Consider the following 23,084-nt stretch of genomic DNA (forward strand, 5'->3'; position numbering starts at 1 on the left):
GCACCCGCGAGGCATCCTCCCCGAACGTCACATCCCTGACATGGTGCTCACGATTCTCAATGGCCCAGTGCCCGCGCACGTGTTCCGCCAGGTCAGCGGCTGTCGCCTGGTGAGGGCGTAGACGCGCTCGAGTGACACCCTCCCGGTGCGCACCGTGCGCCGTCGGCGGACGATCTGCAGTGCCTGGCCGGCTTGCGGGAACGGCAGCCGCGGCACGGTGACGGCCTTGAGTCGGCGGATCTCGTCGCGGCCGTGGGCGGCGGTGCGCGTGCGGTCATCAGCGGCACCTCCTTCTAGGGAAGATCCATCACCAGTGCGTGCAGGATCGGGTGGTTGCCCTTGAGTACGGCGATGTAGTGCGCGCCCTTCTCCTCGACCAGGAACTTCGCGTGGTCGGTCTGGGTCAGCAGCGCGTCGAAGGTCACCACCGCACCGGTCAGGTCCAGCGGCTCCAGCAGCGGCCGGAACTCGGTGATCTCATTGCTCTTGGCGTCGACCTCGCGCTGGGCGAGCACGATGCCGTCGCCGCGCAGCGCGGACAGCAGATGGACGCAGCGGCCGTCGGCAGGGATCGCGCCGCGCAGGGACTTGCCGTGCACCGCGACCGCCTCCCGCACCGGGCGGGACGGCGGGTGTCCGTCCTGGTCGGTGCGGGAGGCGTCCGCGCGAGCGGTGAGCCAGCCGCTGATCGCCGCGTCCAGCGCGTCGCCGTCGACGCGCTGCAGTACCCGGCGCACGGTCGCCTCGCTGGGCGCCCGGTGGGCCGGTCCGGATCGCGCAGCGTGGCCCCGCAGCGGAGAAGGAGCCGGTCAGAGGCATCGGCGGCCCACTCGGCGATCGCGGTGAGGGACTTCGCTCCGGCCAGGACCGCACAGGCGGCCAGGGCCAGGACGTACGACAGCGGGTGACGCCGGCCCCGCAGGCGGCGCGGATCGGGCAGGCGGGACTGCCGGGCCAGTAGGTCGGGCGGTTCATCGGAGCGGGCTGGGCCGGAGCCGGCGAGTTGGCCCAGCCCGGCGGGGATGGGTGATGATGGCGTAGCAGGCACGGTCTTCCGTTGTGGTGATCAGCGAACTCGACACTCCATGATCACCGGAAGCCGTGGGCCTGCACGTGTACCTGCCGATTCATCACCAATCACCATCACGGTCGAGTTGGAGTATCAGGCCCATACCGGCCCACAGCGATCGTTCCTGACGGCAAACGTGCAGATCACAGCGTTAGAGCCCCGGAGTAATCCGGGGCTCTTGCTGTACCCGTGCTGACTGTGTGCTGACCTGGAGGCACCTGTGATCACCCCAGGAAACCCGTCCCGTGCTGGGCCGGTGCTGATCTCCTTGCCCAGTCCCCTTCGGGCGTGGCGTTGCCGTGGCGATCGACCTCAATCACGGTTCGCCTCGGTGGCCCGGACGTGGGCTGCTCACACGATGTTCACTCGCTTGAAGGCCCTTGCGGAAATAGTTCTGCCCTTCCCTGACGTTCTCGATCTTTGAGCCGAGGAGGGGAAGGTGTCGGGCCTGAAGCTGTTCCACACGACAAATGGCGGCGTTGCCGAGGTCACGCCGCGTCTTGCTGAGGTCGAGGCGGATGTGCAGGGCCTCATCGAGGCGCACATGGAGACGATGCTGGGGGTGCGGTTCCTGGCAAGCGAGTACGTCATCGGCTGTGTCAACGGCGGACGGATCGACTCGCTGGGGTTCGACGAGAACGGGGCGCCGGTGATCGTCGAGTACAAGCGCGGCACCGACGCCGGCGTCATCAACCAGGGCCTGTTCTACCTGGCGTGGTTGATGGACCACCGGGCCGAGTTCGAGCGCCTGGTCCGCGACCGGCTCGGGGTGACGGCCGCGTCCCAGGTGCTGTGGAGCGGCCCGCGCCTGATCTGTATCGCTGGTGACTTCACGCGCTACGACGTGCATGCCGTTCGCGAGCACCGTCGGTCGATCGACTTGGTCCGCTACCGATTCTTCGGCAGCGACCTGCTTGGGCTTGAGACCGTGGCGTCCGTGAGCGGTGGCATTCAGGTGGCGCGCCGGGTGCGCCGCCAGGCGGTTGCTCGGGCAGCAGCTGACATCCAGGGCGCGTCGATGATGGAGTTGACGGGCGCGGTCGACGATGCACTGCTCGGGCTCGGGGACGGTGTGAACCGTGTTGAGCGCAAGCAGTATCGGGCGTATCAGCGTCTGCGGAACTTCGCCTGCCTGTGTCCGCCGCAGCGGAGCAAGCTGCTGGTCTACCTGAAGGTCGACCCGAAGGACGTCGACCTCGTGCCGGGGTTCACCCGGGACGTGTCTGGTCTCGGTCATCACGGGACGGGAAATCTGGAGGTGCAGCTCCGTACACCGAAGGACGTGGAGCGGGCGCAGGATCTGTTCCGGGCGAGCTACGCAGCGGCGTGATCGCCTGTGGGCCTCTTGGCGGTGCTTGCTTCGTGGCTGCTCTGTGGTCGTTGGGTGGCGCCTTTCGACGTGCGGGCAGGGCATGGCGGTGGACTATCAATGGTGCGCGGGATCGCCGGTTTGGCTAACCGGCGATCCCACGCTATATTGCCCCGCTCTCGCATGCCGATGATCAGCGTGAACGGCTGGCGGCGGGACCGGCCGTGACCGCCGGAGCGGCTGGTGGGCTGGTGAAGAGGGTCGTCCTGTGATCGGGGCCCGCGGTCTGCGGGCGGCGAAGGCCGGTTTCGTGGGCGAGGGTTTCGGAGAGATCGGCCAGCAGCGAACTCGGGGTGTGCGGGGACGCGGTGATGGTCCAGGTGGGCCTGTCAGGATCGGGGCCGGCCCAGACGGTCCAGGTGGCCAGGTTCTGTCTCGGGTGCTGTGAGGTGAAGGCGTCGAACTGGACGCCTGCGTCCCCTGTGGGGGATGTCCAGCGGATCCATCGCCCGTCCACAGTGTGCTTCCATCCGGCGCCGGAGAGGGGATGCGTGGCCGCGGTGACCATCTTCTCGTCCACCGGGGCGCCGATGGCCGTGTCCCAGCCGTCGCCGTCGGCGAGGTGGTCCAGTAGCTCCTGCAGTACCGGGGCGGGGGTGGCGCCGGTAGCGGTGAGGACCCACGTGCGGTCTGAGACGGGCGTCTCGTAGGCGGCCACGGTCCACGCTGTTTCGTGGGCGGGGGTTTCGTGGACGCGCTCGATGCGGAGGGTCTGGGACTCGTGGAGGGCGTGGGTTGTCTCGTCCGACCAGGTGCGCCACTTCTCCCAGTCGCTGTGCGTGTCGAGGAGGGTGTCGTGGTCGCCGGCATCTGCCAGGTAGGCCGGAACGGTCTCTGGTTCCGGGCGGGCCGGTTCGGTCGTGGCTGTGGTGAGGGCGAGTGGGGTGCGGGCTTCGGCTGCGGCGCGTTCGGTGTCGGTCAGGGGTGCCGGGCCGGGGCGCATCTCGGCCGCGTGGACCTTCTCGAAGGCGAGCAGGGCCCCAGCGGGCGAGTCGAAGGTGTCGGCGATCTGGCGCAGGTGGTCCTCGCCGTGGAGGTAGACGGACTTGCCGCTCCGGCTGAGGTAGGTGCCGACCGCGACGGTGGTGTGGCCGTAAAGAGGCGGAATTTCTTCTGATGCATCATTCGACGGCTGCCGGTGACGCCTGCTGACCAGCTCAGATCGGCATCGGGCACACCCCTTTCGAGTGAAGAGAACTGGTCTGGCCTCAAGTGATCGCCTTCTGACGCCACGATGTTGCGTTGAACGCAACCGTGGGAGTGGGTGTGAGAACAGTCGATTTGCCTGGTGCTGTCCATTTGGTCAGGCCGACGAACGTTCGGGCCCTGGATCCGGCACCGGTGATGTTCGAGGCCATGCTGGAAGGCTGGTCGCGGCAACAGCGCAGTCGCCTGCTCGCGGAGAAGACGGTCAAGGACCGGCTGCGGCTGGTACGGCGTTTCGGCGAGTACACCAACACGTACCCGTGGGAGTGGACGCCGGAGGACGTGGAGGCGTACTTCGCCGCCCAGTTCGCCAAGGATCCGCCGGCCGCCCACTCGACAGTCCGTGGCCAGCAGAACGATCTGGAGATGTTCTGCGCGTTCATCACGGACAGCCGTTATGGCTGGTCGACCGCCTGTCTGGAAGAGTTCGGTCAGTTTCCCGTCCAGGTCTGCCACGACTGGAACACCGCCGACCACGTCGCGGAGTACGAGGGCAGACCCGGTCGACGAGCCCTTACCTACGACGAGCTTCAGCAGTTGTTCGATGCGGCCGACGACCGCGTGGAGAAGAAGCGAAAACTGGGCCGCAAAGGGGTACTGGCGGCCTGGCGGGACTCGGTCGTGCTCAAGTCCGTTTACGCCTACGGGTTGCGACGGCGGGAGGCGTCGATGCTGGACATTCCCGACCTCCGTCACAACCCGCGGGCCAGTGACTACGGACGCTTCGGAGCTCTGCAGGTCCGTTGGGGGAAAGCGTCCCGAGGAAGTCCGCCCAAGCGCCGCACGGTTCTGACCGTCCACGAACTGGACTGGATCGTGCCGCTTTTGGAGGAGTGGGTCGACGAGGCCCGGCCCCGCTTCAGCCCCGGGAAGCATCCTGCTCTGTGGGTCACCGAACGCCGGAGCCGACTGGGAGTACGCCGACTCGACGAGGTTTTCAACACGATCCGCAAGCTCGCTGCGCTGCCCGAAGAGCTCGAACTGCACAGCCTTCGTCACATTGTCTCCGCTTAGTTTCCGTGTGGCGATTGACTCCAACTGGGGTGATGGCCTGGAGGTTTGGGCTTTGCGCTGAGGCGTGTGGTGTTTCTACTGTCGCCACTCATGATCCTGAACTTCTTCTCGTCCCGGGGCTGGCAGTCCTGGGACATCGAGCATCGGCCGCTGATCCCCGAGGGGATGCCCGTGCTCATCGACGACGACCTGCGCTTCGAGGACGGCCCGGCCGCGCCGCGTCCGACGGCGGTGGTGAACCGGTGGTTGCGTGAGCTCCCGGCCAGCGGGGCGCCGGCGCCGAGCTCGTGGGAGAACTACGCGCGGGTGGTCAAGGAGTGGATGGAGTTCCTGGCTGAGCACGGGGTGGGTCTGTTCGACTCGCGGGTACGGCTGAAGGCCGCGTTGAGCCGGTACGCCGAGCATCGGGCGGCGGGACCGTTGAAGGCCCGGTTCGCGGCCACGACGTGGGGCCAGCACATGAGCATCCTGTCGCTGTTCTACCGGTGGGCGATGCACGAGGAGTACGCGACGGCCGAGCCGTTCACCTACCGGGCCGCGCGGGCCCTGTTCGCCGGGACCGGCCGGGAGGTGAAGGTGAACCTGGCGGTCCGCCGCACCCCGAAGCCACACGTGACGATCAAGTACCTGGAGCCGGACTTCACCGAGCTGTTCCGCAAGGGGCTGCGCGGGCTCGCGCCGGACGGCTCACAGGACACCGGTTTCCACGGGCGGGAGCTGACACGCAACGCGGCGGTCGGGGATCACGCGCTGGCCACCGGGATGCGGCTGCAGGAGTTCACCTACCTGCTGCCCTGGGAGATCCCCGCCCTGCCACCGGAGCCGACCCCGGTCCCCATCCCGTTCCCGGTGCCGGCCGGAATCACCAAGGGCAAGAAGTTCCGCACCACGTGGACCTCCTACGAGGCCCTGGCCGGACTGCACGACTACCTCGACCTGGACCGGGCCGCCACGACGGACGGCTCGCTCTGGCGGCCGCCACGGCGCTGGGGCGAACCGCTGATGGTGACCGCGCCGGACGCCCGGGGCGGGCTGATCAACGGGATCCGGCGGCCCTGGGAGTCGCTGACGCCGGCCGAGCGGCGCCGTTTGGTCGCACCGGAGGGCGGTTCGTGCCTGCTGGCGGTGAAGAACGGCGGCGGCCCGTTCACCGCCTGGGCGACAGTCTTCGAGCGCACATCCGACCGGATCCGGGCCCGCTTCGAACCGCGATTCCCGCACGTCTGGCCCCACCGATGCCGCCACACCTTCTCGATGAGGACCTTGGAATACCTGGTCACCGGGCACTACCGGCAGGCCGCGAAGCTCGTACGGGACACCGATGCCGACGCCGCTCTGGTCTTCTACCTCAGCAAGGCCGACCCACTGCTGGTACTTCGTGATCTTCTAGGGCATTCCACCGTCCTGACCACGGAAAATATCTTCGCCGCCTGGATACGACGCGCATCTTCCGGGAGGCATATGAGGGGGCTGGCGCCGCAGCCGGGCTGACTGACGACGCGGGCGCCGATCGGGAAGTCTCCGCCGAGTTCGATGACGACGTCGAGGGCGGGGCTCTCTGATGCCGACCATGCTGATCGAGCAACCCCTGGGAATCATCTGCGTGTTCAGCGATGGAAGCCGTGCGGCGTTCTCGCTGGACGGCTTGCCGAACCCGTTGCTGGCCAGGCAGTTGGCCACCGGCCTGGTGGATGTGATCCACCCGCACGGCACTGCGGATTCCGCGGGCACGGTCAACCACTATGCCCAGGCGATTCGGGGCATGGTGCGGACCCTGGCTGCGCAGGGCTTCACCGGTGGCCTTGACCAGCTCAGGCGGGGCAGGTTGGCCGAGTATTTGATGGGATGCTCGGGCGGCCGGGAGGCGTGCACCCGCGCGATGGTCGAGGCGTTCGGTCAGGCCGGCGGTTCGCTGGCGGACGGCGTGCTGGAGCTCGCGGCCGGACGGAATTTCAACGTTCAGCCGAACCACCACGCCCTGCCTCCCTACTCGGAGACCGAGTGGCAACGCCTGGGCGATCTTTGCCGACGGCTGGTCGAGGAGTCGTACGCGGCTCACCGGCAGGCCCTGACCGCTGTTGCTCACGGACAGCATCCCGCCGAGGGCGGATGGACTCCCCAGAATGTTCGCTGGCTGCTGGCCACCATCGGGCCGGTGAGCATCTCCGAGTTCGGCCGCAACGTCGGGATCTCGGCCGCGTTGGTCCACCGCCGCGGCGGTTTCCACGACGCGACGCAGGCCCTGTTCCCGCACCTGGAAGTGCTCATCGCCTACCGGCTGCTGTCCGGCATCTACTCCGGCATCGTCCCCGACGGCATCGAGGACCTGGTATCGCAGGGCGTCGACTGGGCCGGGGACTCCACGATCCTGCTCTCCTACGTCAAGGGCCGCACCGCCGCCGAGAGCCTGAATCTGCCGCGCAGGGCCGTGCGCCTGCTGGAGCAGTGGCTGGCCCACTCCACGCTGCTGCGGGGCTTCGTTCCGTCGGACGAGGGCCGCAAACTGTGGTTGGGGCTGAGCCGGGCCGGCGGTGACCGCCGGGTGAGGAAGTTCGACCGCGTCGCCATCCAGCGGTGGGTCGTGCGGCACCAGCTGGCCGGTGACGACGGACAGCTGTTGAAGATCCACCGGTCCCGGATCCGCACCACGCACGAGGCGATGCGGGACAAGAGCGCATGGACCGGCAGCGGCCGGGCCACCATCGACCCCAACCACACTCCCGCCGTTGAGGGCGACCACTATCTGACGGCCGCGACAGCCGCCCAGCAGCGCGCCGTCGAGGCCGTGATCGAGGACGCCCAGCATGACCTGCTGCGAAGGTCGCATCCGCCGACGGTGATCACCGAGGAAGAGGCCGCCGCCTTGGCCGAGGGCTATCCGCAGCTGGTGGCGGACCTTGCCCTGGACGACGAGGTAATCGCCGAACTCGTCGGCGGACAGCGGGATGTGTTCACCGCTGCCTGCGGCGATCAGCTGTCCGGACTGCACGGCCCGAAGGGCAAGCCCTGTCCGGCCCGCCCCTGGGTCTGCCTGTTGTGTCCCCTGGCGGTGTTCGCTCCACGGCATGCGGTCAGCCTGCTGCGGCTGAAGGCGTTCTTCTCCCGGCAGTGGCAGCAGATGCCCGCCGCCCACTTCATGGTGGTCTTCGGCCCCTATGCCGCCCGCATCCAACAAGTCCTGAACCGCTTCGATCCGGCCGTGGTCACCGCGGCCGCCACCCATGTCGCCGACCGGGACGACGAACTTCCCCTGCGACCCGAGGAGATGACCGCATGAGCACCGCTCCGGCTCCCGCCTTCGACGGACGCTCTGCAGTCTTTGCGGGCGTCGATATCTGCGATGAAGCCGGGCTGGCCCTTCCGGGCAACGCCGCTCGCCCCGCTTTCGAGGACGACATCTGGGACTTCACCCACGTCATCGGCTTGCCGACCCAGCTGAGCCCCTCGGTGAGGCGCTTTGACTTCACCCTGATCACGGAATCGCGTTGGCGGCTGGTGGCCAAGGAACTGGTCCTGGCGATGCTCGCACCCCGCCATCAGTCGGTCGCCCCGTTGCCCCGGGCCTTCCGCAACCCGCTCCACGTCACCAGTTGTCGCGCCCGTCTCGACGAACTCGTCCGCTTCTTCAACTGGCTGGGCGAGCGGGCGACCATCAGCCTGCAGCAGATCACCACCCGGGACTGCGAGGCATACCTGGCTCACCGCCGCTACGTACTCGACGAGCACGGGGCCGTCGTCGGTGAACAGAGCCACGGAACCAGGCGCTCGGCCGCCCAGGTCGTCGTCGACCTGGTGAACTACCGCGACCTGTTCACCGCCGACCGCGTCCCCGCAGAGCTGCGGCCCTGGGGCGGCGCCACCGCCTCGGCCGTCGCCGAGATGCCCAGCGGCCGGACCGAGAACAAGACCCAGCCGGTCGCGGACGAGATCATGCAGCCGATGCTCGCGGCCGCCCTCTACCTGATGTCCACACTGGGCCAGCACGCCGTCGATCTGGCACACAAGATCCGCGAATCCGACCTGCACTCGGCACGGCGAGCCCAAGGAATCCGGCGCGTCGGCCCCAAGAACCGCGTCCCGGTCCGGGAGCTCAGCGAAATCCTCGCCGAGTACACGCGAACGTGCACAGCCCTGCCCATGCTGGATGATCATTACATCTCGAAACGCCTCGAACAGGGCTGGGCCGAGGACGATCCTCTTCTCCCGGTGGCCATGGGCACCCTCGCCCGCCGGGCCGGGCTGAGCCAGTTCTGCCACCCGTGGCTGCCCACCATGCGGTCGGCGCTGGAAGACGCCCTCGCACAGGTCGGCGTCGAGAGACCGTTCGGCCGCGCTGCCGGCCCGGTCCCCGCAGCCGACGGAGCATCGTCACTGCCCTGGACTTTGCCACTGTCCCGGCCCCAGGCCGTCGCCCTGGTCGGCATCGTCCGCACCGCCGCGATCATCACCGCTGCCGCCATCTCGGGCATGCGCGCGAGTGAGCTGATGGAATTGCGCATCGGCTGCCGCCGACCGCCCGAAGAGTCCGTCCCGGGCCTGACCCGCTACCGGATCGTAAGCAAGATCGTCAAAGGACAGCCGCTGGGCGGCACCGCCGACGAGTGGGTCGTCATCGAGCCGGTCTATCGCGCGATCGAACTCCTCGAGCAACTGCACGACGCCCCGACAGAAGAGGCCCTGCTGATCGGCAGGTTCTCCTTCAACGTCCGCTTCAAGTGGTTCAAGAACTGGGCCAACTCCGAAGCCGGCCGACGACTTGGCCTGGCGACAATCCCCGAGGGACCAGTCAACTTGCGGATGCTGCGGCGCACTTTGTCCCTGGAAATGGCCTACCGGCCCGGCGGCGTCCTAGCCACCAAGATCCACATGAAACATATCGCCGTGGCCACAACGGAGGGGTATGCCTCGCGCCCTGGCGGAGCCCAGGCCGAGCTGTTGGCCGAGGTCAACAAGCACGAGAGCGAGCGCAATCTCCAGCTGGTACTGGAGGAGTTCCGAAACTACCAGGAAGGTGTTCTGCCCGCCGGTCCCGGCGCCCGCAGCCTCACCGAGTTCTTCGCCGGCATCGACGCCCAACTCGACGCCGCCTCGGCCACGGCCCCGAAAACCCAGCGCAACGACCGCGACGTCCTCAACCTCCTGACCAAACGCGCCAACGTCCTGCACCTCGGACCGGCGAACTACTGCTGGTTCACCGACCCTTCCCGGGCGCTCTGCCTCAAACTCGCGGGCACCCCCACTGCGGACCGCCCGCTGATCGGGATGTGTGACTCCGCCCGCTGCCCGCAGGCCACCCACCACCCCGGCCACCGCCCCGTCTGGGCCGACCACGCCGAACGCACCGAGATCTTCATCGGCCAACTCGGCACCACACGCAAGACCGAACGCACCCGCCTCCAAGCCGACTACGACCGAGCCCTCCGGGTCGTCGCCGAGATCGACGCCGCCAGCACCACGGACGAGGAATCCGCATGAGAATCTCCGCAACCCAGCGCACCGAGAACGAGAACCGTATCCGAGCCGCCATGGACCGACTCCTCCGAGGCGAGATCCCGCCCGGCGGAAAGTGCGACATCAAGACTCTCGCCAACGAGGCCGCCGTCGACCGAACCGCGTTCTACGGCACTCGCCCTTATGTTCACCTCCGCGTCGAGTTCGAACGACGTGTCCAGGCACTGCAAGACACCGGCGAGATCCCCGACCCCCGCGAAGCCCAGATCACCCGCCTCAAGGCAGAGACCACCAAGCTCCGGGAACGGCTGGCCCAGTCGGAGCAGACGGTCGAAGAACTCACCGACTTCCGCGGACAGGCCCTGGCCCGGCTGGCCGCCCAGCACGACGAGATCGTTCATCTTCGAGAATCCGTCGCCGGAACGAGCCGGGTGAGCCGCCTCCCCGCACCTCGGTCCACCGTCATCGGGAGCTGCAGTTGAGGCGGGCTGAGGCAGTGAGACAGGGCCTCACCAGCCGGAATACACACGACGCGATGACGGCCCTTGAATACTGTTCAGCTAGGAGAAAAGGAAATGAGGAGAGCATGGCACTCGTCAGGAAAGGTTCGCGCCGCATCGCCGTCGACGGCATCAGCTACCGATGGAGGGTCCGCGGACGGGCGACCTACGGCCGCGGCCTGGCCTGGTGCCCACTGGCTTACGCGGTCGAACAGGACGAGACGTCAGGCACCACCTTGGTGGTCACAACGAACCAGCCGCATCCAAGCAACTGGTTCGGAATCCCGGCCCGAGCCGTCCTGCCCGCAGAAGTGGCCGCGACGATCCGCACGGCCCGGGCCAAGGGCTGGACACCCGAGAAGCCCGGAATCCCCTTTCGGCTCGACCAGTCAGAGGGGTTCATCCCTGCTGACTGACTGACAGACGGGAGGGTGAACTGCGTCACAGCATCAACGCTGGAATGCAACACACCCGACCGTCTGCATCGCGAAAGCGGCATCGCTCTCCGTCCTGCCCAATCGCTACAAGGGGTCATCCGCACACGGCCTCTGCGGACACAAGTCACATCTTCGCCTCGACCGCGTTGGCAAACGGCGTACCGATCCACGAGGTCTCGCGCTGGCTCGGCCACAAGTCGATCAAGACCACCGTGGACATCTACGGCCACCTGGTCCCCGAGGCGTGGGATCGTTGTCGAGACGTCATGCAGAACGCCATGCGCCCGGCGGTTACAGACTCGGATGAGTACGCTTCCGCAGCGTGACGTGCTGGATGTGCTGGATGAGTTCCGACGGTGCTGGATCGGTGCTGGATACGATCAGCTTGACGGACGTTTTCGCAGGTGGGAGCGCTGCGCTAAACGTTCCGCTTCAACGTTCAGTTTTCGCCGCCCTTTTCTGCCCTCTTTGGGGACCGGCCCGGCAGGTCTCCTGTGCGTGACTTGCTGCTGTGATCAGAAACGTCCCCTGCATAGGGGCGGAGACTGGGCGCTCTCGGTCGGCTCGAACGTGCCGCCAAGTGCTCGGAAGCCGCCTGTCGCACTCGTCACTTAGGCAGCCCCGTCGGCGGCTATGCCTGGCGGATATAACACGGGATCGCCGGTTGGCCAAACCGGCGCTTCTCCTGATCATTGTCTGCGTTCGTTGCGGACATTGCGATCTCCTTGTCTGCGCCAGGCGATGGCTGCGTGCGTGCGTGCGTGCGTGCGGGAGGGAGGGAGGTAGGGAGGGAGGGAGGGGAAAACGCCTCGTCGGTCGGGGACCAGATCTGGGGACCAGTGCGTGGTGCATGCAGTGGCCTCGCGGTGTCGGTGTTGATGGAGAGCATGCAAGTGGTGAATCGGCGTCCTTCAAAGGTTGGACGAGGCGCCGTTCTGGTGCCTGGAAGGGGTAGCGGTGTTGCGGGGTTCGAGTTGTCGAGGAGCAGAGTCGGGGGGACTTGTGGGTATCGAGCTGTCGTTGGCTGACGTTCCGCTCGGGCCGTTCGAGGGTTCGTTGGTCACCGTGTATTCGGCCAAGAGCAAGGGGGCCAATCTGCACGTGTCGAGGCAGTGCGGACAGTTGCGCACGTCCGAAGTGAGGACCGCCGACGTGCCGCTGGAGACGGCGATGTTGCGGCGGTTGTGCTCGCGATGCGCGGCATGGGGTGCTTGGGGCCGGCCGGGTACCGGACTGGGGATGTTCCTCGGGGCTCTCGGCGGAACGGGGCTGTTGTACCAGTTGCAGTCCTACGTGGAGCCGGACGAGGACGAACGCTGGACCGACCGCGAGGCACGGGAAGCCGCCGAACTCCTTCGCACTGCACAGGATGTCGACCCCGATGATGACGAGGAGGAGGTTGAAGGTGGCATATCGCGGCGGGAGACACGTGAGGATGCAGAGGAGCTGCGCGGTCTGATCTTTGCCCACTGGCGCGGCGCGGGACGGAGCCTGCATCGGGCACAGGCCACCCTTGCTCACTTTCCCTGGCTGGAGGAGTGGGCGAAGCCGTCACTGATGGTCAAGATGCGGTATCTGGAGACGCTTCGGGCGCAGGCGGCGCGGTTTGTAGACCCGGAGGAGCTTGTCGTGGCTGCTGCCGTAACGGCTCTCGCTATGCCCGAGCTTCCGCACGCGGATCCGGCTTTCGCGGTGCTCGGCGGCAATAGCCGGGTGTCCAGGGCACTGGTGGACCTGTGGCACCGGTGGCAGAGCGCGGCCGGGCGGCCCTGGGAAGGGGCGGTGACGCGTGCATACCTCTCGTACGAGATCGTGCGAGGCATCCGCAGTAATCGGAAGGGCTACGACGAGGCCCTGGCCGAGGCGGCGCGCCTGATTGAGTCCTGGGAGGAACAGGCCCGGGAGACAGCGACGTCGGCGGACCGGGCTCCCAGATGCCGGCTGACGGCGCACCTGCCGGAAGCATCCGAGGCCGTCCCCCGTCATGATGCCCGGGACTTCCTGGACGGGCTGGATACGTGGACCCTCGGTGTGCTGCTCACGTGGACCGTCGAGGCCGACTGGGGTAGCGGCGTCCTCACCCTGGAAGTGCCTGATCTCGTCGCCGAACGGCTACTGAGCCCGGTGAGCAGCCTTCCGTGCAGTCCAGCCGCCGCGGCGCCGGATCTGTCCGAACGTGACCGCGGTCGGGGAAGGCAGCCGGGCATCGTTCGGCCGGGTGTCTTCGATGACACCCCGGTCTTCGACCGGCGCCCGGTCACCCTCGATCACCTCCGTGCGCTGCACATACTTGGACCCGGTGCCGACGAGCTTTACCTCGTCTTCTCGGCGAGCGGGGGAGCGGAAGTACTGCCTCTGGACACCATCGAGAAGCGGCTGGCCAAGGGGTGGCTGGGCGTCCTCATCGCAGGGGCCCGTGACCTGCCCGGAAGCGTGCTTGGCCTGCAGGAGCTGGAACAGAGTCCCGAGCCGGAGGCGTGTGAGGCCCAGCTGTCCGGTCGCGGCCAGGGCGTCCACGATCCGAATTTCGGCGAAGGGCTGGGTCTTGCCGAGGGCACACGCCGGACCCTTCGCCAGACGTATGCCACCGAAGACCGGAACCTGAATCTTCGCCTGCTGGCCCTGGCGCGCGGCGCGCACGACCTGCGAAGCCTGGACGGCGGACGGACTGGCGGGCTGCCGGTGGCCGTATGGCACGGCCTGCTCACCGAGGACCGCCTCAGCCTCGCGCCTTTCCGGCAGCCGAGCAGTGACCGTTGGCGAAGCGGCAGCGGTCTCTCTCTGGGGCCCTTGGCCGCAGTCCAGCTCTACACCACCAACGCCAGCCCTCTGATCGAGGGCAAGGGCCACTCGCCGCTGTGCCGGCACGCCCACGAACGCGCGGTCGTGGCCGGCGACGACCTCCTCACGGTCGCCGACCTCATGGCGCGCACCGACTTCGACTGGTGCAGCAAGTGCGGTGGCTACGCCCTGCGCAGGCTCAGCGACACCCAACTGTCCTACTACCGTGCGGCTCACCGACTGCACGACATCAAAAGGCGACTCGACCACGGGAGCGGAATTCCCGACACCGAGACCTCCACGATGACCGCTCGCCTGGACGAACTGGCGGCCTGGCAGCCGGATGATGAAGCAGAGTGGTGCGGCAGTGATTCCTGGCAATGGCAGGACACCATCCGCGAGCTCAGGCGCAGGGCCGCGAGATCTCATGCCGTGACCAGCCCTGGCGAACCGACCTCTTGACCCACTGGCGGCCTTGGACGTGCCTCCCGGACGTCCCGTCGGCGATGACCCAGGCGACTCCTCCTTCAACAAGGGAGAGGGCTCGGCGACGTTGGCTTTGGGACCACCTCTGGGGACCAGTGTCCGATGCACGGATCTGCCTCACAGTAGCGTCGGTCATGGAGAAGATCACAGAAACGAGAGAATGTGCCCCAGCGAGCCGACCTCCTGACCGGACAACACCTTGGGGTCTTCCTGCCACAGTGAGCGCCGTGACGGGGCTTGACCCGGACCTTGGACACGGATTAGGTGGCGGCGTGGTGCAGCCGTGACGACCGTGTGGGCTAAACGGCGTGCGACGAGCATTCTCGCTGCACCCGCCTCAGGCGTCCCGCTCAGCCGGGGCTCTCGCTGTCGGTTCTCAGTCGAAGATTGCGTACAGGTCCTTCATCAGGCTGGCGGGCCCGCTCCGTGGGACCGCTGACGGCTCCAGGGCGTCCACAGGGCTGATGCCGACATAGCGCCTCGGGGCCAGCAGAGAGCGGTGGGGGCGGCCGTGGACATTACCGAGCGGCCGACCCGCGTCCAGGGACCCGCGCCCCGGCTGGTGCCGTCACACCGCTGCCAGGGCAGACGTGACGGCTGCCGCCAGCGTCAACACGGCGGCGAAGGCGACGGCGGCCCGGGCCAGAGCAGTCGGGTAAGAGGCGCCGTCGAGTCGCGCGAGCTTGCCGGCGACGCTGGCAACGAGCAAGGCGAAGAGAACGACCAGCGCGGTGGTGATCAGAAGGGTACTGAGAGCGGACACTGCGACTCCATGCTGGTGGGATGGTCGTGACGTATCCGAGAGTCAGGGAACTCGTGTGCGCCATGGTTCGGACGGTGGAAGATGAACACCGACGAGCAGCCGGGCGAGAGGGTCTTGGTAGGTGAACGGTGGAACGCGGGCTCGGGACGCGGCGCTCGCCGAGTTGCGCAGGCGACTCGGCAACGGCTTTGCCCTTCTCGGCCTGACCAAAACTCAGCTCGCCGCCCGGGCGAGTCTTGGCCGCACGACGGTCCAGGAGGCGTTCAATCCCAAGGCACCCGTCCCTTCTCCGGGTACGATCGCCGCGCTCGCGCACGCGCTGGGCCTTCCCGAGACCGAGTTGCTGGACCTGCGGCGCACCGCCGTCGGGGAGACATCGGCCTCGGCGGAGGAGGCCGAAGGTTTGGGGAAGCCGATCGCGGAGTGGGACCCGCATCACCTTGAGGTTCATCCTGCCGGGTCGGACGTGGGCCTGGGACACCCATCCGTCTCCATGCTCTCCGGATACGTCCGACGCGACCATGACCGGGTGCTTGCCGACTCCGTGGCAGCGGTTGCGGCGGGCGAACGGCGCATGGTGGTGCTGGTCGGGTCGTCCTCGACAGGCAAGACCCGGGCATGTTGGGAAGCCGTGCAGCCGTTGGCGTCGGAGGGGTGGGGACTGTGGCACCCCTTCAACCCGACGCGTGCCGAGGCGGCGCACGACGCGCTCGCCCAGGTAGGACCACGCACGGTCGTGTGGCTGAACGAAGCCCAGCACTACCTTGGCGACCACAGCTACGGAGAACGGATCGCCGCCGCTCTGCACGCCATGCTCACCGCCCCTGGACGCGGGCCCGTGCTCGTACTGGGCACCTTGTGGCCCGAATACGCACGCCGGTACATCGCTCCTCCGACCCCCAAGGCCCCGGACCCGTACAGCAGGGTGCGGGAACTCCTCACGGGTCGGATCGTGCACGTGCCCGAGACCTTCGACGCGAAGGCACTGCAGGAGGCAACCAAGCGAGCACAGACAGGTGATCGACTGCTTGCCGACGCCCTTGGACGGGCCCGCGGCAGCGGTCGGGTGGCACAGGATCTTGCGGGAGCCCCCCTCCTCCTTCATCGCTACCTGACCGCGAGCCCTCCTGCCAGAGCTGTACTGGAGGCGGCCATGGACGCCCGGCGCCTTGGCGTGGGTTTGCACCTGCCCCAGGACTTTCTGACCGACGCGGCGGCCGACTACCTCGGCGATGAGGACTACGACGGTTTTCTCCAGCGGCCGGACTGGGCTCGAGACGCTCTGGCCGAACTTGCTGAGCCTGTCCACGGCAAGCAAGCTCCCCTGCGCTCTGCGTACACCCGCCCCAAGCGGACTCCCCCTGACAGCGGTCCTGTGCTCGCTGAATTGGGCGGAACTGGAACCATGTTCCGGCTCGCCGACTATCTGGAGCAGCATGGCCGTCGAACTCGACGCCACCTCTGCCCGCCAGCATCGTTCTGGAGTGCTGCCTTCGAACGGCTCACACAGTGCGACGACCTGAACGGGCTTGCTACGGCGGCGAAGGCCCGCCACCGCCTGCAGTGGGCCCATCACCTTCGGCGTCGTGCCGAGCGGGCTGGTGCTCCCCAAGGGGCTGAGGCAATCGTCGATGAGGGCCACGACTTTGACGTGGACACCGACAGGCTCTGGTCGCGGGCGGTGGCCGGGGACCCCGACGGTGCGGAAGCTGCGGCCAGGGACGCAGCTTCCGTCGGCAGCCCCTCGGGGTTGTGGGTGATGGGCGTCTGGCGAGCAGAGGCCGGGGAAACGGCTGCTGCGGAGAAGCTCTTCTCGCAGGCGGTCGAGGCCGGGTTCCTGGAGGCTTTGAGTGACCTTGCCTTGTTGAAGGACGATGCCGGGGATCAACGTACGGCGGAGGCTCTTGCCCGTAGAGCGGCGAAGGCGGGTCACACGGAGGGCTTGCGGAGCCTTGCGGAGCGGCGTGAGAAGAGTGCGAACTACTCGGACGCGGAGGCACTGGCACGGGCACTCGCCGACTCCGGATCCACGGAAACCCTGCTGGCACTCGCGCTGGAACGTCAGGAGGCCGGAGACGTAACCGCCGAGGAGCTCTTCCGGTACTGCGCCGACGCGGGCGACACTCACAGCCTGCACCATCTCGCCCTGCTGCGTGAGGACGCCGAAGAGGGGAAGGAGGCGGAAGCCCTCGCACGGCAGGCGTCCAACGTCGGCGACTCCAATGCCCTGCGCCACTTGGCGATCCGTCGGTGGAAAACAGGAGACATCGACAGCTGTGAGTCACTCCTCCGAGAGGCCGCAGCTACCGGCGACGTTAAGGCTGCACGCGCACTGGTCCTCCTTCGAGAGAAGGCGGGGGAGTCCGGTGGTGCAGAGGCCATCGCGCGGCAGGCAGTCGACGCGTGCCGTCCCCAGCTTCTACGCGATCTCGCAGTGCTGCGAGCGAAGGCCGGGGACATGACCGCCGCCGAGCGCCTCTTTCAGGAGGCTGCCGATACGGGGCACCGATACGCCATTCAAGAGCTGATCCGGTGGCGGGACGAGACGGGCGACCATGCCGGAGCCGCAGCCCTCGCGCGCGAGACGGTCAACACGGACGTCAACAGGCGTCACCCGTTGCACGAGCTGGCGCGGTGGAGGGACGCAAACAGTGACAGCACCGGTGCCGAGTCGTTGTACCGCGAAGCCGCCCGCCTCGGAAGCGACGACGCCTTGGTGGATCTTGCCGTGTCACGGGAGCGAGCTGGGGACCGAGGAGCCGCTGAAGCCCTGTACCGAGAGGCAGCGGACACAGGCAACGTCGACGCTCTACGGGCGCTGGTACTGCAGCATGAAGAGAGGGGAGACGGGAAGGGAGTCGAGTCCCTCCTCCGTGAAGCCGCCGATGCGGGGAACGCCCGCTTCTTCCTCCTCGACTCCCGATGGCCATCGGGGCTGGATCCTGATGGCCAGCCAACGTCCCCATGGGACAAGAGGACTTGACTCCACCTGGCAGGCGTTTGTCCTGTACCAGGACCGCGCAGCCGAATTCTCGGTAGCGGAGCGCCGCGTCCGGCTCACGCTACTCACTCCCGGGTCGCATCTTGCTGGGGTTGGGTCAGCTGATGCGATCCTTGGCCGTCCCAGAGATTGACCTCTACCACCACGACGGACGCGCCGTGGTGGCTTGGGCAGGGCGGGCACGGCCGACGCCGGAAGCAGTGACCCTCGGCACGACGGGCGCGGGGCTCATCTGATCTTGTCCAATTATGAGGCCAATGGGTTGCTGTTGCATTCCGACGGTGATGTTGGTTGCTGGGCCTCCCCAGTGAGCGATGGCCAGAGCTTGCTCACTCCACCGAAGGCCATTCGTACACAGTGGAGGCCACGCCCATATTGCGGACGCCCATAAGTCTGACCTCCGTCGGGAGCTCGATTTCGAAGCTGTTCACGGGGTCCGGGACGAGGCGCAGAGTCGGGGTGCCGGTGTCCTTCTCAAGGTGAGAGGCGATCACCAGGACGTAGTTGTCGCTTTCGGTCATTGCTCGGGTGAACTCTGCTCGCGTGAGGGAGAGTTCGGATGGGACAGCGCCACCGTGCGCCTTGATCTCGAAGTAGCGCCCGGTCGAGTCGTGGGCGTCGGCCCCGAAGCCCGGGACTCCCCGCTGGTCCTCCAGTTCGATGCCTTCTTCCCGCAGGATGTGCCGCAGTGCGTGGAGGACGCGGCGCTCCTTGTCGGCGTCGCGGTAGCCCAGGGGAGCGGACTGCTCTCGTGGAGGGGCGCCACCGGGCCGGGGAAGGGGGAGGGACGACGACCGCGGAACGCTTCCCCCGGTACGTGTGGGGGACGAGAAGGACGGCCCGCTCGCGGACGGCGCGCCGGTCGTGGTGACCGTGAAGGTTCGGTCGTTGAAGGCGGCCTCGTCGACGAGAAGCCGCGCAGCGGGTGGCGGCGCAGGCTGCGGCGAGGGCGGCAGTGTGCTCGCCAGGGCGGTGGACGGCGTGGCGGAGGCGGGGCGCCGGGCCGGCACACCGCTCGCGGGCCGGGCGGTTGGGATCACCGGTGCGGGGTGCGGGGCCGGACTCTCCTGTTCCCTCCGTCGTAGCTGGTCGTCCAGTCGGCGTCGTTCCTCCCGGTCTTGCTGGCGAGTTGACGTGAGCGCGGTCTCCACGGTCAGGTTCGCCAGATGCTCCTCCCAGACGTCCCGCCAACGGTGGCCGACCCGCTGCCGTTGCTCGGGGAACAGCGAGGCGATCGCCGTCCCTGCACCCCTCTTGGTCTGCAGTGACTCGGCGGACCGGAGGAAGACGACGCCGCCCTGCTCACGCGAGGTGTGCGCGTCGACGGCGACTTCGATCGGTTCGCGCGCTCCGTCTAGTTCCAGACTGATCCGCAGGCCGGGATGGAGCCGTACCTCCAGGGCGGCCAGCCAGTCCCAGTCGGCGAAGGACTCCGCTACCTCGGGCTCGTCGCGTACGAGAAGGTCTTGGAGCCCGACGACCGCGCGGTGGAAGTCCTCGGTGAGGGCGCGGTCCGGTACTGCGTGATGGGCATCGATGACCTGTGCGCCGACGACGTCGAGCGGCGTGACCCTGAGTAGGCCGAATAGTGGCGTGAATTGCCGGGTGTCGCCTCCCGGCCTCCAGAGCGGCAACCGTTCCGCCAGAGAGCGTTCGACGCCGACATGATCCACGGCGTACACCGGCCTGGTCCGCGTCCACCCGGAGGTGGTCCAGAGCGGCAGCGGGCGCAGCTTGTTGCGCAACCCGAGCGGGACCTGCCCGTCGGCCGCGCCGAGCCGGTCCCGCAGGCAGCGCAGGGCGTTGAGCATCACCTGCTGGTCCCGGCCGTCAGGAGCGTCGCCCCGCCGGGAGATCTCCTTCAGTACGTCGGCCAGGTCCTCGGCTTCCGGTTCGCCGACGCCGAGGAACCTCCACAGCGGGTCGAGGGCGGGCTCGCTGAACGTGAAGGGTCGGAATCCGCGCAGGACGGCGGCACCTCTGAAGCATGAGTTCGCGGTCTTCCAGCCTTGGTCGGTGAGGACCAATGCCTCAGCCGTGAAGGCGCGTCGGATTTGCTTTTCGACCTCGGACCGTGGGACCTCGGCCGAGCGGTCCGTGAGACGTCGTGCAAGGGCCCGGTACACGAGCAGTGCCTCCACCCGGAGACCGTCGCCGAGCTCGTCGCCGTCTTGTGTGCGCTTGCGTAGTTCATGGAGCCGGGCCGTGAGGCGGGGAACATCAGGGTCGCCGCAGACGCCGAGGGATGTGAGGACTTCAGTACGGGTTGCCAGCGCCCGCTGGATGTGTCCGTGCAGGTAATCGGGGTCGGAGTGACCGTAGAGCGCCTCGGCGTCCGGCGTGCGCAGCTGGAGTGCGGTCGGGGCCCGCAGAGCTCCGGTGGTGTCCTCCAGCCAGGCGGAGTCCCGCAGCTGCCAGACCCAGAGTGCGGACGTTTCACCCCGGACGAACCACTTGCGGTCCGCCCGAGCCATCGGCACCCGTGCGTCGGAGCCGGTCAGCGGACCCGCCAGCGTGCGCAGCAGCGCGGCGGTGCGCCGCCGACGCTCGTCCACGTTCTGCTCGGCCACGATGTCGGCGACGACGGCTTGCAGGTCGTCGCTGACGAGGTCGTCCAGCGTGTATTGCGCGCCCTTCTCGCTCATCGCGTCCCGGCGGTCCGTAAGGGACCACATGCACTGACGCGACAGACCGATCCGCGGGTCCGCGGCGTACTCCTTGAAGTACGTGTGGTGGAACCGGGCGCGTGGGACGGGCGTCAGGCGAGGCGTGTCCGCCACGCCGAGGAGCCGGAGGAAAGCCGTTCTGCTCAGGCCGTTTCCCTGCGTGGCCGAGAGCAGCGATCGCGCGTAGGAGCGGTGCACCCAGACGAGTCCGGGTGTCTTGCGGGCGGCGACCGCGAACCGGTCGCCGTCGGCGCTCTCGAGCGCTGCCGACAGATAGGCGGCGCTGGGCTCGACCTTGTGGGGCTTCTCTTCGCCCTGGTCGTCGAATGAGAAGCCGTTCAGCCGGACGGCCCGCCCGATGCCGGTACCGAGGGTGTTGCGTGCCGTCTTGGGCAGGTCTCCGAGGGCCCGCTGGAGGGCAGTGAGGCGGTCGATCTCCTGTGTGTCGTCGGCGTCGGGCAGGCGTCCGCCCGATTTGCCGAGCCGGGCCACGATCCGGAGGACGCCCGCCGTGTCGTTCCGCCGAATCAGCCGTCCGCGATTCCGCAGCCATTCGATCACCCCCTTTGCGTCAGGGTCCTCGGCCCAGTAGGCGGGGTGCAGATCGTGCACGACTCCCAGGAGATCCAGCGGGCCGTTCGCATCGACAGGCCCTTCCGCGTAGGCATGCCGCCGGTCGAATGGCGCCAGTACATGTCCGTCCTTCGTGACCAGGCACGGCTTGTGCATCAGCGCGAGGTCGTGGCCGCTTTCGATGGTGACCGCGGCAAGTCGGACGGTCCGTACGACCTCGCGGTCCGCGTCGCCGAAGAGAACAAGCGCGTCCGTGACCGGTACTTCGGGACGCAGTTCCGCCCCGGCCGCGCGCCAGTCCGCGAGAACGCGACGCCAGCGGCCGGCCCGGTCGCGAGCAGCTGGCGGAAATGCGTGGGATGCGCCGGTCAGGCGGGTGAGCTCCGCGTCGTCGACAACACCCGTCAGAGTGGCCTCTTCGACGGCGAACTCGTTCAGGGGCACCAAGGGGCCGACGTCGGAGGCTGGCAGGACGAGATCCTCGGCGAGCGATTGCCGGGCGCGGGCCTGCAGGGCCGACCTGATCAGGTCCTGCAGCTGCCCCTGCGGCGTGGCCCGGCCAGACGACGGGAGGGGGATGAGGTGCCACGCTGCCGGGTCCACGTGTCCGAGCACGTCGCGGACAGCGGCCTCCCACAGGTCGGCGATCAGCGGGACAAGCTGCTGGTTCAGCTGGCTGCCGGCGAACCCCTCGCGGCTGGCGACGGGGTCGAACTGGCTGTGGACGCGGGCGGCCATGTCGAGAGGTGCGACGGGCAGTCCAGCGTGTACGCAGCCGTGGCGAAGGTCCCGCAACGGAAGTGCCACTGTTACTGGGACCTCGGACCCGAGGGCCTTGTGGTGGCGCTTCCAGTCGGGGTGGGGCGTGACCTGCGCTTCGTACACGCGCCAGACCGTTCCCTCGATCGTCGTGGCATGCCGCACCGTCACACCGGTGTCCCTGCCGCCGACATCCACGTGCGTGTGTCCGGCTTCTTTCCAGGACAGCGCCAGTACGATTCTGCGATTACCGTCCATCACTTCGACGCGTTCGAGATGGCGCAGGAAGAGCAGAGAGGCGTCGCTCCAGCTCTCGAACCACGTGAAGAGCTGGTCGGCCGGTAGTTGTCCCGGCTCCAAGGCGATGCGGAAGACCGTCCACCCGGGTCCGGAAATCTCCTCCGGCAGCTCGGGCCGGGCGACGGGTTCCAGGGTGAGGCCAGCGTACCGGACGTGGAAGGGGTGGCAGTGGACCTCCCAGGTCGTGGCGATGGCTCTGAGCGTCGAAAGCCCGATGCCAAAGCGGCCCGTGCTCCGAGCGTCGGTGGTCTTGCCACTGAGCCAGGGCATTCCCAGCAACAAGATGTCACCGAGGTGGACGGGGACACCGTCGTGGGCGATGAGGAGAGCGTCCGGGCTCCACAGAAAGCGCAGTTGCCCGGCCTGTGCGTCGTTGGCGTTCTGTACGAACTCGGAGAGTACCTGGAGAGGGTCGGACGACAGCGACTCTGCGCCCTGCTGCGCACCCGCCGCCATGCTGCGGTAGACGCCCAACCCGCTGCGCAGCCCCTCGTCGAGCAGACGGACCGCGTCCGCAGCCTGCTCAACGCCCGAGACCTCCAACTCCGGATCCGCACGCGGATCGTCCAGCAGACTCCGCACCGCAGAACTGAGTGACACCTTGCCCACGCCGATCTCCCTTCGCACTGTGTGACAGGGCGCAAGCGTCGCGGGTCTCTGGGCACCTGTGGGTCACCACCCGTCGTCATCAGGTCAATCCCTGGCGGCC

The 23,084-nt window shown here is 67.8% G+C and carries 12 protein-coding genes and 2 pseudogenes; 9 read left to right on the forward strand and 5 right to left on the reverse strand.

Translation table 11 applies throughout. The features are described 5' to 3' along the window. Positions 1 to 293: 293 nt before the first annotated feature. A complete protein-coding gene (locus ACIBLC_RS04875) occupies positions 294 to 737 on the reverse strand; it encodes an ISAs1 family transposase (RefSeq protein ID WP_399209209.1) in 444 nt (147 codons plus the stop codon). Between the two features lie 113 nt (positions 738 to 850). Beyond that, positions 851 to 1,048, reverse strand: a pseudogene (locus ACIBLC_RS04880) (transposase family protein); the annotation flags it as partial. Between the two features lie 460 nt (positions 1,049 to 1,508). Between ACIBLC_RS04880 and ACIBLC_RS04885 the strand changes: the two are divergent. Then, a complete protein-coding gene (locus ACIBLC_RS04885) occupies positions 1,509 to 2,399 on the forward strand; it encodes a DUF5655 domain-containing protein (protein WP_399209210.1) in 891 nt (296 codons plus the stop codon). A 172-nt stretch (positions 2,400 to 2,571) separates the two neighbouring features. On the opposite strand, the pseudogene ACIBLC_RS04890 reads toward ACIBLC_RS04885, so the two are convergent. Continuing rightward, positions 2,572 to 3,531: pseudogene (locus ACIBLC_RS04890) on the reverse strand (DUF317 domain-containing protein); the annotation flags it as partial. A 263-nt stretch (positions 3,532 to 3,794) separates the two neighbouring features. Here ACIBLC_RS04890 and ACIBLC_RS04895 point away from each other — a divergent pair. The 7 genes from ACIBLC_RS04895 to ACIBLC_RS04925 all read left to right on the forward strand — a co-directional run bounded on the left by ACIBLC_RS04895 (position 3,795) and on the right by ACIBLC_RS04925 (position 14,289). Next, positions 3,795 to 4,658 carry a tyrosine-type recombinase/integrase gene (locus tag ACIBLC_RS04895; protein ID WP_399209211.1) on the forward strand — a complete coding sequence of 288 codons (864 nt, stop codon included), beginning with the start codon at positions 3,795 to 3,797 and terminating at the stop codon, positions 4,656 to 4,658. Positions 4,659 to 4,748: 90 nt separating this feature from the next. Then, complete coding sequence (locus ACIBLC_RS04900; RefSeq protein WP_399209212.1) at positions 4,749 to 6,149, forward strand: site-specific integrase; 1,401 nt, start codon at positions 4,749 to 4,751, stop codon at positions 6,147 to 6,149. Positions 6,150 to 6,228: 79 nt separating this feature from the next. Continuing rightward, a complete protein-coding gene (locus ACIBLC_RS04905) occupies positions 6,229 to 7,935 on the forward strand; it encodes a hypothetical protein (protein ID WP_399209213.1) in 1,707 nt (568 codons plus the stop codon). After that, positions 7,932 to 10,133, forward strand: coding sequence for a site-specific integrase (locus tag ACIBLC_RS04910; protein WP_399209214.1), 2,202 nt, complete (start codon positions 7,932 to 7,934; stop codon positions 10,131 to 10,133). Before ACIBLC_RS04905 ends, ACIBLC_RS04910 begins: the two co-directional genes overlap by 4 nt. Further along, positions 10,130 to 10,591: a hypothetical protein gene (locus ACIBLC_RS04915; RefSeq protein ID WP_399209215.1), complete on the forward strand. Its 462-nt coding sequence runs from the start codon at positions 10,130 to 10,132 to the stop codon at positions 10,589 to 10,591. Before ACIBLC_RS04910 ends, ACIBLC_RS04915 begins: the two co-directional genes overlap by 4 nt. A 104-nt stretch (positions 10,592 to 10,695) precedes the next feature. Beyond that, the gene (locus tag ACIBLC_RS04920) at positions 10,696 to 11,025 is read left to right on the forward strand and encodes a hypothetical protein (RefSeq protein ID WP_399209216.1); all 330 of its coding nucleotides are present in this window, start codon (positions 10,696 to 10,698) and stop codon (positions 11,023 to 11,025) included. A gap of 1,023 nt (positions 11,026 to 12,048) precedes the next feature. After that, positions 12,049 to 14,289, forward strand: coding sequence for a hypothetical protein (locus ACIBLC_RS04925; RefSeq protein WP_399209217.1), 2,241 nt, complete (start codon positions 12,049 to 12,051; stop codon positions 14,287 to 14,289). A gap of 592 nt (positions 14,290 to 14,881) precedes the next feature. Here the strand turns inward: ACIBLC_RS04925 and ACIBLC_RS04930 are convergent. Further along, a complete protein-coding gene (locus tag ACIBLC_RS04930) occupies positions 14,882 to 15,076 on the reverse strand; it encodes a hypothetical protein (protein ID WP_399209218.1) in 195 nt (64 codons plus the stop codon). Positions 15,077 to 15,197: 121 nt separating this feature from the next. On the opposite strand from ACIBLC_RS04930, the gene ACIBLC_RS04935 reads away from it, so the two are divergent. Further along, positions 15,198 to 18,059, forward strand: a complete 2,862-nt coding sequence (locus ACIBLC_RS04935; RefSeq protein WP_399209219.1) for a helix-turn-helix domain-containing protein — start codon at positions 15,198 to 15,200, stop codon at positions 18,057 to 18,059. A 347-nt stretch (positions 18,060 to 18,406) separates the two neighbouring features. Here the strand turns inward: ACIBLC_RS04935 and ACIBLC_RS04940 are convergent, their stop codons facing one another. Continuing rightward, on the reverse strand, positions 18,407 to 22,984 hold the full coding sequence (locus ACIBLC_RS04940; protein ID WP_399209220.1) for a sacsin N-terminal ATP-binding-like domain-containing protein: 4,578 nt from the start codon (positions 22,982 to 22,984) through the stop codon (positions 18,407 to 18,409). Positions 22,985 to 23,084 lie beyond the last annotated feature (100 nt).

Origin of the sequence: Streptomyces sp. NPDC050535 (assembly GCF_044457665.1) — a bacterium.
Taxonomy (GTDB): Bacteria; Actinomycetota; Actinomycetes; order Streptomycetales; family Streptomycetaceae; genus Streptomyces.